Origin of the sequence: Cognatundibacterium luofuense, from assembly GCF_018139685.1 — a bacterium.
Classification (GTDB): Bacteria; Pseudomonadota; Gammaproteobacteria; order Burkholderiales; family Burkholderiaceae_D; genus Undibacterium; species Undibacterium luofuense.
Genome location: NZ_JAGSPN010000015.1, coordinates 25,047 through 37,142, shown reverse-complemented (window position 1 = coordinate 37,142; position 12,096 = coordinate 25,047). Strand labels below are relative to the sequence as shown.

The 12,096-nt window shown below is 49.3% G+C and carries 10 protein-coding genes; 4 read left to right on the top strand and 6 right to left on the bottom strand.

All coding sequences use genetic code 11. The annotated features are described in order from the left end of the window. Positions 1 to 314 precede the first annotated feature (314 nt). Positions 315 to 773, top strand: coding sequence for a hypothetical protein (locus KDM89_RS16830; protein WP_212689086.1), 459 nt, complete (start codon positions 315 to 317; stop codon positions 771 to 773). A 79-nt stretch (positions 774 to 852) separates the two neighbouring features. Here KDM89_RS16830 and KDM89_RS16825 read toward each other — a convergent pair whose 3' ends face one another. Beyond that, a complete protein-coding gene (locus tag KDM89_RS16825) occupies positions 853 to 1,770 on the bottom strand; it encodes a DMT family transporter (RefSeq protein WP_212689085.1) in 918 nt (305 codons plus the stop codon). 211 nt (positions 1,771 to 1,981) lie between these two features. On the opposite strand from KDM89_RS16825, the gene KDM89_RS16820 reads away from it, so the two are divergent. Then, positions 1,982 to 2,929, top strand: a complete 948-nt coding sequence (locus tag KDM89_RS16820) for a LysR family transcriptional regulator (RefSeq protein ID WP_212689084.1) — start codon at positions 1,982 to 1,984, stop codon at positions 2,927 to 2,929. A gap of 22 nt (positions 2,930 to 2,951) precedes the next feature. Next, positions 2,952 to 4,277, top strand: coding sequence for an SH3 domain-containing protein (locus KDM89_RS16815; RefSeq protein ID WP_212689083.1), 1,326 nt, complete (start codon positions 2,952 to 2,954; stop codon positions 4,275 to 4,277). Between the two features lie 77 nt (positions 4,278 to 4,354). Here the strand turns inward: KDM89_RS16815 and KDM89_RS16810 are convergent, their stop codons facing one another. The 5 genes from KDM89_RS16810 to KDM89_RS16790 all read right to left on the bottom strand — a co-directional run bounded on the left by KDM89_RS16810 (position 4,355) and on the right by KDM89_RS16790 (position 10,762). Continuing rightward, positions 4,355 to 4,867 (bottom strand): helix-turn-helix domain-containing protein, encoded by a 513-nt coding sequence (locus KDM89_RS16810; protein ID WP_212689082.1) that lies wholly within the window; start codon positions 4,865 to 4,867, stop codon positions 4,355 to 4,357. 718 nt (positions 4,868 to 5,585) lie between these two features. Further along, complete coding sequence (locus tag KDM89_RS16805; protein ID WP_212689081.1) at positions 5,586 to 7,190, bottom strand: PepSY-associated TM helix domain-containing protein; 1,605 nt, start codon at positions 7,188 to 7,190, stop codon at positions 5,586 to 5,588. Next, positions 7,190 to 7,735 (bottom strand): hypothetical protein, encoded by a 546-nt coding sequence (locus KDM89_RS16800; protein ID WP_212689080.1) that lies wholly within the window; start codon positions 7,733 to 7,735, stop codon positions 7,190 to 7,192. The genes KDM89_RS16805 and KDM89_RS16800 overlap by 1 nt, the downstream gene beginning before the upstream one ends. Before the next feature lie 146 nt (positions 7,736 to 7,881). Further along, a complete protein-coding gene (locus KDM89_RS16795; RefSeq protein WP_212689079.1) occupies positions 7,882 to 9,867 on the bottom strand; it encodes a TonB-dependent receptor plug domain-containing protein in 1,986 nt (661 codons plus the stop codon). A 529-nt stretch (positions 9,868 to 10,396) separates the two neighbouring features. Next, entirely contained in the window at positions 10,397 to 10,762 is a 366-nt protein-coding gene (locus tag KDM89_RS16790) for a YfeK family protein (protein ID WP_212689078.1), read from the bottom strand. Positions 10,763 to 10,902: 140 nt separating this feature from the next. Between KDM89_RS16790 and KDM89_RS16785 the strand changes: the two genes are divergently transcribed. Next, positions 10,903 to 12,012 (top strand): hypothetical protein, encoded by a 1,110-nt coding sequence (locus KDM89_RS16785; protein ID WP_212689077.1) that lies wholly within the window; start codon positions 10,903 to 10,905, stop codon positions 12,010 to 12,012. The last annotated feature ends 84 nt before the right edge of the window (positions 12,013 to 12,096 follow it).

Here is a 12,096-nt window from a genome sequence, read left to right as displayed (position 1 = left end):
AAACGTGTAACCCCGTTCTTATCAAACGGATTTACAACATGGGTGTCTTGTGGAGGAGGTGTGCCGGAAACCTGTACTCGGCAAATGAACCCGAACCACCGTTGCCATGCCAGTATGGACAAGTGAGAGACGCGTTCATATTAGCAAACAGACTGCGTTTGTTTTTGTGCGAAATGTCAAAGATTGCTTCAGGAGAAATGATTTTCATCGGAAACCGGAATTAGCGCAGTAACAGCCCTCTTTTCCGCTGATGTAAAAGAGTACAGGGACGACACAATACAGCGTTCATACTGATCCGTATTGCGTTCGACGTCATGCAAATTGAATCCAGTCTTTCCAGCTTAAAACAGGGAAATCATCCCACGCTGCTGGCCGCCTATACCCAGCTCGGCGCGCGTACAGAAAAAGCGCTGCAACCTCAAACCATTCCGAAAGAAAACGGTATTGTGTTGAAGCAGGCTGATTTCACACAAATGAGCAGACGTGAACTGACTGACTGGGTGCAGTTACAGGTGCGCAGCGGACGCCTTAGTGACGAACAGGCAAGTGAATTTCAGCAACTGACGCGGGGATCTCCGGAAAGTCAGGTACAGGATGGGTTTTTTTCAGATTCCAGCGCGGATTATCGTGTTAATTTTATTGCTCTGGCAACAGAGCATGTTCAACAGGCAGCAAAGAAGCAGCAAAATGATTTACTGATCGCGCATCAGCGCGTACTGGAAACCCTGCAGTCTGCACAAGGAGATGTGATCGGGATTCGTGCTGTTGCATAATTATAAATTATCAATAAGCAACAAACCGTTCCGCTACTTAATTTAAGTATTTAAATAAATACTTAAAAAACCTATTTACTTATTTTGATTTCGACTTGCCAACCAGCATCACCCCTCCAACGACCAGCACAGTCCCGGCAAGCTGTGCAACAGAAACCGGTTCACCCAGCGTCAGCCAGCTCAGCAAAATCGTCAGCATCGGCCCCAGTGTTGCGACCAGAACTGCCCTTTCTGCACCGATATAACGCACCGCCGACGCCTGCCAGAAAATAGGCAGTACGGTCGAAAAAATCGCCATCGCACTGCTATAGCCATACACTTGCCACGGCAAATTCAGAGCGCTGACCGGTCGTGCAATCAGAAAATGCGCAAATGTTGTCAGTGAAGTTACCGTCAGTGCCAGCGCCGTAAATCGCGCCGCACCGAGTTTCCGGATAACACTTTCAGAACCGGCACTGTAGATCGCATAAAACACCGCACAACCAAGCACCAGTCCGCTACCCGTGAGCAGAGCAATTTTATCGGACGTGACAGAAGCGTCATGCAGAAAACCCAGTGCAATACCAGCGTACGACAACAGCAAGGCCAGCAAAATCCGTTTCTCAAGCTTTTTTCCCATAAACATTACACCCAGCAAAACGGTGATTGAGGGATAGGTAAAGAGAATCAGACGTTCAAGACCTGCAGAGATATAGGCCAGCCCCATAAAATCCAAAAGACTGGAGCCGTAATAGCCGATCATCCCGAGAAAAAGAATACGCAACTGATCTGCCCGACTCAACTGACGTAATGAAGAAAATGCACCACGGCTCATCAGTAAAAAAATCGGAAGGGATAATCCCATACGCAAAGTCAGCAGCGTAATCGCATCCACCTTTGCAGTCTCATAGGCGAGCTTTACGAACACGGCTTTCATTGAAAAACCAAGCGCTGCCAGTAAAGCCAGCGTAATTCCGAGCTTGTACTCGCTGCGACCGGTTCCAGGACCAGCACGCATGAGCATCTCCCATTTTGTCAGGATCCCAGTAAGAAAATGTGAATTGTCGGCGGATGGGTTTGCCGGAATTTCGGCAACAGGCGTAGCAGCAGGATTGTCAGATTTCATGATCGGAGACCGCAAATTTCATGATCACCATCATAAATTGCTATATCAGTGATGATCAAATAGTATAAATTGATGAGATCAATCAGATTTCTCGATAGGACGTATGGATTTCCGACAACTGAAAGCATTGCTCGCCATTGCAGATACCGGCAGTATGACCAAGGCAGCAGAAATGCTGAATATCGTGCAGCCCGCTGTTTCCCGTCAGTTAAAACTGTTGGAAGACGATGTCGGCGCGATGTTATTTGAACGTCATCGTATGGGAATGCAACTGACGCCCGACGGCGAAATTCTGGCTGCCTATGCGCGCCGCGTATTGCAGGAACTGGAGCGGGCGCGCAGTGAAATTCGCCCCGGCCACCAGGCAATTCAGGGAAAAGTATCGGTCGGTTTGCTGCCGAGTACTGCTGAACGCTTGGCATGTACGCTGGTCAGCCGTTGTGCCGAGAAATATCCGGGTATCCGCCTGCAGTTTCTGGTGGGTTACGCCGGACATATGCAATCCTGGCTGGAGCAGGGTGAAACGGATCTTGCACTGCTGTATTACCCGCATCCGTCCGCCTTGCTGCATCTGACACCGGTGCTGGAAGAACAATTATGGGTCGTCGCCACGCCGGAGGCCGCTCTGCAATCGGATCAACCGGTACCGCTGCGTGCACTCAGCGATAAACCGCTGATACTACCGGCACCGACACATGGTATCCGTAATCTGGTTGATCACCTTGCTGCGGCCAGTCAGTTATCCTTAAACATTATTGCTGAAACCAATGCACTGGATATCCAGAAAGCGCTGGTCCGTGCCGGGCATGGCTGGACGATACTTCCACCGATTGCGTTTTATGAAGAAATGCGACAAAAAACACTTTGCGGCGCACCGCTCAGCGATGCTGGTTTGCAACGCACACTGGGCATAGGACAGTCTGCAGTCCGGCGCACACCTCCAGCAGTAGCATGTGTCCGGCAGTTATTAATGGAATCACTGTTTCAGCTGGCTGGAGAAGAGAACTGGGGCAGTAGTCACTGGATTGCAGGTCCGGTTGCATCGTCATAAGTAAGAAACTTAATCGGTTTATATGAATATACGTCATCCTTTCATCGCTGCCATTTCCGCTACTGCCTTGCTGACTGCAGTGCCCAACACGGGATACGCCGGTGTTCCGGAAGCCAGCACTTTCGGATACACAATTGCGCATCAGGTGAATTTACGCAGTGAAGCCGGCGCGCAAGCACCGGTGATTGCGCTGCTGCCTGTCAACACGGCCGTTGATGTCGCTGAAATTATTCAGAAAGATAAGCGCAACTGGGCAAAGGTCTATATCAGGAGTCCAATCAGTTCAGTAGACAATCTGATCGAAGGCTGGCTGGATCTCGGCGTTCTTGATACTGAAAAACCTGATTCAAAAAAATTATTCAAAGCCGCAAAAGCCAGCAACAATCCGCATTTACAACGTTTATTCGCTGAGCGTGCGTTTGCGATGGAACCCATGTCGGTTGAGATTCCGGCCTTTATTGAAACCCTGATTCCGGGTTCAGATCCGGCAACGGCAAAACGTTTGCAAACGATACTTTCCGGTGTGCGGCAGCGCCAGCCAGTCAGTGACGAACCGGTTAAGAAAATTTACGATTATTATGGTGGTGTGTTAAAACCGTTCGCAGAAGTCCGTGATCAGAAAATCACCATGATTACCGGAAAAACCGTTGGTACACCGGAATATTTCACCGAAAACCGCTACTATCCGGCATATTCCGGCAACACCCGAACCGGACTGGTACGAACAGAAATGCGGATTTTCAAATCCGACAGCAGCGACGTTCAAGCTGTTTTAGCCAGCTACCTGCCGGATGCTGCAGTACCAGATCCGGAAAATTTTAATGGTAAGGATATCCATTCGATGGTGACTAACTATGCGCTGGCGCCTGACCGAGCGAAACGCGAAGTGAATGCACAGGAGAAAGCACTGTTAAAAAAATTAACACTGCAATGGATACAACAACAGCCAAAATCAGAACGACAGAATTTACTGAAAGTGGTCCAGAATGAATCCGTCATACAACAGGGTGATGTGAAACTAAACTGGTATTCCGGTCATATGAATCAAAGCGGACAACAGTTTCTGATTGGACAGTGGACATTCAGTTCTCCATCGGATGCGCATTACAACAATGATCCGTTTTACGCCGCTCTGGTGATGATTGCAGAACAACAAGCCGATGGCAGCTTTAAACTTGCGCGCGGAAGCGGTAATTTATATTGTGAAGTCGACAGCCTTGTTGATCTGAACGGTGATGGCACGGATGAAATTTATGTCGAATGCCAGAGGATGGAAGATGCGTCTTACTATAAGATACTGCAGCGCGGCAAGGCTGGCTGGGACTGGGTTCCGGAAAAAACGCGTTGATGATTCGCGTGTCATCATCTGAGAAAAACAAAAAGCCCGGAAAAACCGGGCTTTTTGCTGACTGAATGCGAAACCGCTTATTCAGAAACGCGTTCGAAAGTAGAAGTTGTCACTTTCATCGATTTACCGGAAACCGCGCTCAGGCGTTCCAGCAATTTCTGACCCGGTACACGGTAGCCGCGACGCAGGATAGACAATTCAGATGCATGGATACCAATAGCTTCTGCCAGTTCTGCATCGCGATGACAATCCAGTTTTTTCGCCAGCGCATCAAAGAATTTACCGACTTTTTCCAGATCGGTCAGAATGTCACGCTCTGGTTGTTGCGGACGCTGCGCTTGCATTTTTGCTACGTCGCGACGGGTTTTAGGCAGGAAATCGGTCAGTTCTTTACCGTAAAAATCTGCCAGACGAACCAGTGTACCGATACCAATAGCACGGTTACCGATTTCATAGCTGCTGCAGTATGCCTGACGAATGCCCAGCATTTCGGCAATTTCAATCTGACTCAGACTTTTTTCTTTACGGAACTGGCGCAGTTGCTCGCCAACATATTGATTGATTTCTTCTTCAGTAAATTTAACAGCCATGATGACCTCTCTTCTCCTGAATTCCGGCACTGACAGTGCGGATTCTCAAAATATTATCTGTTATACATCAGCGAATAAAAATCTTATTTATCCGGATGATGTCCAGTTACACATGCTTATTCTGGCACAAAACCCGGTTTAGATTGTGAAATCATGTAACATTTTGGTAAAAATCTCTGTTAATTACGCAATTTAATGATAACTAAAACAATAAAACGTTTGTAAATCAAATTAATTGTAGCTTTTAATCCTTTTTTTACAACTAGCAACTAATTGCAAGATACATACTAAAAATACTTAGAAAGCAAATCAATTAACAGAGTGAAATGTTGTCAGATGCTTTAAATAAAAGCCTTCTCGCCAGACGGAGCCAGATTTTATAAGAAAAATGTTTCAGTTTTCAAGTGCGTACAATCTTATAACTTTGGCTCAAACAAAGCTCAGCTAATACCTGAATAACTATTTTTACAAAAAACTTTTTGTACTTCTGATCAGAAAAGTCCTTACTCAGACGATGTTTAGGTAAAAAATATAATCTTCGATGCTACGAACAAAGCGGCAGTATTCGTTACCGTGTGACACATCTATGCACCGGTATGTGGAAAAAACCAAATCGAAAGATGCACAAGCCAATACATATACAGATTCGCAATACATAAAATAAAAGGAGCGGCGAAAAGGCCGCTCCGGTTCAGAAAATGATTCCTGCTTAGACAAATTACATCGCAGACCACACGCTGCACATCTGACCATACTGAGCACGCTGGCGGGTTTTCATGGCGATCCAGCAAAACCCTGTCGCAGTGATCGCAGCTGTCACATCAACAGATACGATACTGAGCTCTGCATATACCCATAGACCACTTTGAGGAAACAGATAGCCCGTAAGACTAGTCAGCGGAATTGCTGCAGCAATGACTGCGCAGGCAGCAGTGAGCCAATAAGCTGCACGCGATGCACCAAGACGTAATGCTGTCAGTACACAGGCAGAAAAACTGATGTAATACACCGGAAAATACCAGGCATTACGCTCTGCGTTCATTGCCAGCAGCCATTTCGACGCCAGCATGCACACACCGACTCCGGCAACGCTGCCAAGAGCAATGCCTACCGTCAATCCACCCATGATGCGTACGGAGCGTCTTTGAGCAACAGTGACCGGTTCTGCCTGACGTGGGTTTGCCTGTTTGCGTCGCTTTTCTATCCAGAGAAGATTTCCGGTATAAAACAATATCGCACCACTGATCCCCGCCAGCAGATAAACCCAGCGCATCAGCGTGCCGCCATAACTGGCAAAATGCACAGAAAACAGCGGATCCACCATGCTGTTCCAAACATTGCCGCGCCCCGGCAACATTCGTTCATTCACTACCTCACCAGTATAAGGATTCAGTACCAAATAAGCCGCGTGAGCACCGCGCACAACATAAGCAGGATTTTCCATCGCCAGCCGTACCACTGCTCCCGGTTTTCCTAAACGCATATAGCGCAGTTCAGTCACACGGAATTCGGGCGCAACGGATTTTGCTTTCGCAATCAAATGCGTCACCGGCTGCAGGTTTATCGTCTGATGTTTTACTTTTGGCGGCGGTGTGAACATCTTGTGTTCTCCATAAATAAATTTACCGAGACTGCCGTAAAACAAGTCGTGGAATGCGAATACCACCACCGTCAGACTGATAATCAGATGAAATGGCAAACTGAATACACCCAGTAAATTATGTGCATCCTGCCAGAAACGCTTAAGATTTTTCCCGGGACGCAGAGCAAATAAATCTTTGACAAGTACCGGCAGAAAAACAATCAGTCCGGATACCAGTGCCAGAAAATACATGCCTCCGGCGATACCCATGATGTAAGCACCGGCGTATTCGTCAGCAATTTCTCCGGGTATGCCGCCAGTCCGGTGTAATAAATCGATAAGCTCTGCCAGTAAGCCCGGCGCTTGTTCGCGGACAAGCAAATCACCATTCGTATCCAGACTTGCGTAGTGGTAGCGGGCATTAACATCGACTTCATGCGTCGGCGCATGTCCGGACCAGCTGACAGGTGCGGATGATCCGGAACCGGCATCCAGTGTTAACAACAAATTTGGTGCTGCCTCCGGATAGCGACTTAATACCTGATTCAGCAAGCTGTCCGCCTGCTCAGGCGGAATAAATGTCATGTGTTCTGAGGGTGGCGTGCTCCATTGCTGCAATGGTTCTTTGAAGACTGTCAGTGCACCGGCGAAAAAACCGATAAATAATAATAATCCCGCCAGAATGCCTGTCCAGGTATGAATACTAAGGTAGGTTTTCAGGATATCGCTGCGAATCTTCATCAGATGCCTCCGCGTAACAAATGCAAGCCGCCCCATGCGACCAGATTCAGCGCCAGCAATACGCCCCAGGCATGCCAGCCCGAACGGAAGAAATATACCGTTGCCATGATCACCAGCCATACCGGTGTGATCATCCACATTAAGAATTGCACGCGGTCCGGTGTATCAATATGACCGGGGCCGCCCCAGGCAAAACAGCCTGTCACACCCAATGCCAGCCAGAAACCGGCGATTAGTCCGGCGCTGGTTTTCAGAAACCAGTGGGCTTTAAAGGTTTTATGCGATTTACCGGTGTTTCGCGGTGAAACGGAAGTCATGTTGATCATTTCGGTGACTCCGCTCGCAGTAAGCGCAAGAATGGCAACAGCGAAAAACTGCACATGCTGATCAGCAGCCACGCGAATACCATCGTCAGCACATCCCATACACGCAACGCAATCAGGCTCGCGGTCAGTTGCAATATGAGATAAACAGTCCAGCCAGTCACTGAAGATAAAGCGGTTGGCAGCAAACATTGCTGCCGGTGTGACAAGTACAGCACGCAACAGCCGGCGACCGTCAGAATCAGAAAAAGTATTTGCATATACTTCATAAGAAAAACGGCATTCTGCGCTGAGAATGCCGTACCTTTAAAAAAGGAAGATCAGAACAGCGGAAAGCACAAGGCTTCAGCGCATTGCTTCAGTAATGCTCAGAATTGCCAGTTCATACCGGCATACACACTGTGTGCCAGTTCAGTACCGGGATAAGCGGAATTCTTTTCATCCGGACGGATATTGCCAATATTTCTGATGCCGCCACGGAACTGCAATGCTTTACTGTAACGATACTGCAGACCGGTATCGAAGCGTGTATAGCCGCCGAGTTGCTGCGACTCATAGACCTGACGACCAGTGTAGTGAGCAGCGACGCTGGCACTCAGCGGCGCATTGATTTGCCACAGCAGATTCAGATGCAGCATATGGTCAGGTCGTCCTTCCAGCGTAGTGGTTTTGCCGGAATAATCGGTTCCGTCTGCGATCAGACGGGTGTAATTGCCGCGTACTTCCAGTGCCGGCGCTAAGCGCCATTTGCCTTCCAGCTCCAGACCGCGTGTTTTGGCTTGCTCGATGTTCACCCAGCGGCGTTTGGCAGCAGCGGCATCGTAATACGCAATAATCATGTCCTGAATCCGGTTCTGAAATACAACGGCAGACAATTCCCAATGCTGACCATTCAGCACAAAGCCCAGTTCACTGTTACGGCTGGTTTCGGGTTTCAGCAGCGGATTACCGGTCAGCATGCAGCGACCTCCGCAACTGACCACACTGTACTCGGGACTCAGTTGATACGGGTCAGGCGCTTTGAAGGCTTCACTGATGCCGCCTTTGATCGTCAGACCACTTACCGGTTTTGCAACCAGATACAGTTTCGGCGAAAAATGATTTCCGAAAGTGCTGGCATGGTCATAGCGTCCGGCCAGACTGAGTCGCCAGCCCTGCGCGATTTGCACTTCATCCTGCAAAAACACTGCACTGTTACGGGTTGATACCTTACCGGTTTGCAGATAGGTCGCCGGATCTTTAATCACCTGCTCACGCCAGTCCGCACCGGCGCTGAACTCATGCTGTTGCCAGCGACTGTTGGCGAGCAGATTCACAAGCGTGTTCATTTCTTTTTCTGTTCGCTGCTGTGGTTTGTTATAGCGGCTGTTGTAGTCATCCACACTCGCTTCTTCGCGACTGATACTGGCACTGGTGTTCAGCCAGCCCCAGTCGGCCAGATGCGTGACGCCTGCTGTATTTCGGGAAATTTTCTGTTCGCGGTAATCGCGCGATGTGAAATTGTAGGCAGGATAAAAACTCACATCATATAAACCGTAAGGACGCTTATCACGGTTGTGAGAAGCAGTGAATTCCAGACTTTGCGACTCAGTCAGTGTCCAGCGCAGTAAGCTGTGTAAATTCAGCGCCTGCTTTTCTTCCAGTCCCGGTGCACGATTGTTGTCTGTGGCGGTGGTTACATACCAGGGCTGACGATCCTGCATTTCTGCGATCACGGTTAAACCGAGCTTATCATTCAGCGCACCACTGCCGCTGAAACCGAGACGCCATAAATCACCCTGCTCGCCTTTCGTGACTTTTCTGACTTCGGCACTGACGGCGTTTTGCCATTCCGGCCCCGGTGTTTTGGTGATGATATTCACGACACCGCCCATCGCATCGGAACCATACAAAGCCGCCATCGGCCCGCGCACCACTTCAACGCGCTGAATACTGTTGAGCGGGAAAGCGCTGAGATCAAAGTCCCCGCCGCGCCACAAAGCGCCGGATGACGACACACGACGACCATTCACCAGCAATAAAGTGTATTTTCCGGACAAACCGCGAATCTGAATTTCTTCACGTCCACTGCCATCAGTCAGATTGACGACACCCGCTGTTTCGCGCAACAGATCAGCAAGGCTGTGATAACTGCTGCGGGTAAGATCCTCCGCTTTCAGTACGGTGATAAAAGCAGGCGCGGCAGCCTGAGATTGCGCCTTCAGGCTTGCTGTCACCACCACCGTCTGCGCCGCAGATTGTGTTTCGTCGGCTGTTGGATTCGGGTTCTGCACCTGCGCCATCGCTACTGACTGACAAAGCATTGCGACCGCCAGCGCGCCTGGCCGGACTGAAATTCGGAGAGTTTTCATCATGAAAAGAAAAAATGACCATTTATCGGAATTAAAATGATAATGATTCGCATTCCGCTAGGCAAGGAAAATTACTTGATGCCGGACAAGACTTGAAATCACAGAAGTTAAGAGGAGATCATCACTTTTCCTGAAATACAGGAAAGCAACGCATGATCTGGCCAAAATTGCACCAATTTTGTGCAAAATGCGGACTTCTGCATAAGAAAAACAGCCCTCGGGCTGGATGACCAGAGAAAGTACGGGCCTTCAGAGCATCTTATTTTTTGCGAATGCGGATAACTGCACAGTCAACAACAACTGCCCGTGGGACCCTTACCCGATAAAATTGTCTGCGAAACCCAGACCACATCGCTGCGAGATGCCGCGTTGATGGCAAATATCAGGAGCTATTCTGAAGAAGAGTGGAGGAAGGAATATGCTGCTCAGCGCAAACGCTGACACGCGGCGAGCAGCAAGCAAGACCAGTCGCAACAGCCAGACGTCACGACTGACGAAATACGTTTGACTCCAGCCTGTTTGCGGGCTTCGTTCAGCGGCCGGCGGAACGTAATTGCTGTAACTGTGATTTCAGCCAGATAGCACTATTGACAGGCGCAGCGCCCTGACAACGCACCTGATACGCCTTACCGGAAGAACTGCTCTGGCTGGCAGCCATGTCGATGAACTGCTCCGTGTTTTTGACTGTGAACTTGCCATCGACATAATCCAGCTTACGCATTAAATGCGATTTCGCTTCCGCGCCGCTGTACCAGCTGCCATTGCGGTTAAACTCGCATCCGGATTGTTCCAGTCTGGTCAGCAAATTCCGGATTTCCTCTTTTACCGGTGCAGTCATTTCAGCATTCGCGGCATTCAGGGCGCAGGCCAGCAGGCTTAACAGCAGGAATTTTTTCATAGAGTGTTTGCACGCATCGCGCGCCGTACGGAATCGGAAAAACGCTATTGTAGTCGCCCATCCACAAATTGTGACCACCGCTCATCCAGCATGACGCATTGCTCCTATAATGCGCGGGTTCGCTTTAGTTCAGGACTCACATGTATCGCCACGACTGGAAAAACCGTTTATTGCAGGCATTAAGGCCGCTGCAAATGCGTATCAGACAATTACGTTCGTGGATGTCTGCTCAGCCGCTGACGATGACAACCGGGATTCTGCAAGGCAGCGATCAGGAAATACGCATGCTCAGTCTTGGTTCGTCCAATTTACTACAGCAGGCATTCTTTGATGCCGGACACACGACCTCGGAAGTGCTGGGATATTTTCAGCCATCTCAGTCAGCAGACATTCTGAAAAAATACGGATCGCAGGCAGATCTGATGTTGTTACCGCACACGCCATTTGCCCCTGCTGCGACGGCATCGACATTGCTGGTACCTGATTATCTCGACGCAACCATCTGGTTTAACCATAGCGAAGAACAATGGCATCAGCATTTGCGTACCCGTAATAAACAGGGATTACGCTATGCAGCAAAACGCGCTTATCAGTTTCACCGTGAAACCACGGAAGAAGATTACCGGCACTTTTACGATGACATTCTGAAACCGTTTGTACACCACCGCCACGGCTACGCGGCTTATGTCGAATCCTGTGCTGCCTTCTGTGCGGATACCTATGGCGCAGTCCTTGAAACGGTGCGTCTTGAGCAGAAATCGCTGGCTGGCTTTCATCTGAAACTCTCCCCGCGCAATCCTCTCGCCTACTTCAACAAAGTCGGCATCAGTACCGAAGCCATACACGATAAACAAATGATGAGCGAACTGAACTGCCTGATTTATCAGCGCATGGTGCAGTTAGCACGCAGCGAAGGACATCACGGCTTACATCTGGGAATCACGCCGCCGATCCTGAACAATGGTATTACCTGGTACAAATCCGGCTGGGGCGCGGAATTTGTACCGAATCTCACACATCAGCGCTATCAGTTGCATTTCACCAGTGCAAAAGCTGCGCTGATCCGGCAACATGCTGCGCCGCTGGTCGCACTTAAAGACGGTCATCTGGTCGGCATTGTCTGGGGTGAAGTACTGGATGCTGCCGACAAAATCGCCTCGGCAAACCAGTGGAAATTCCGTGGTCTGGAAGACATTTACTACCACAGTATTCAGACTGGCAACCCGGTCGACACCTCCGAAACTGTCTGACAAACGCATCAGCAAGTACCGAAGTCCTGCTCTGGCGCAGGAAAAGCGATTATGCGGAATTCACGTCTCCGGGTAAATGTGCTA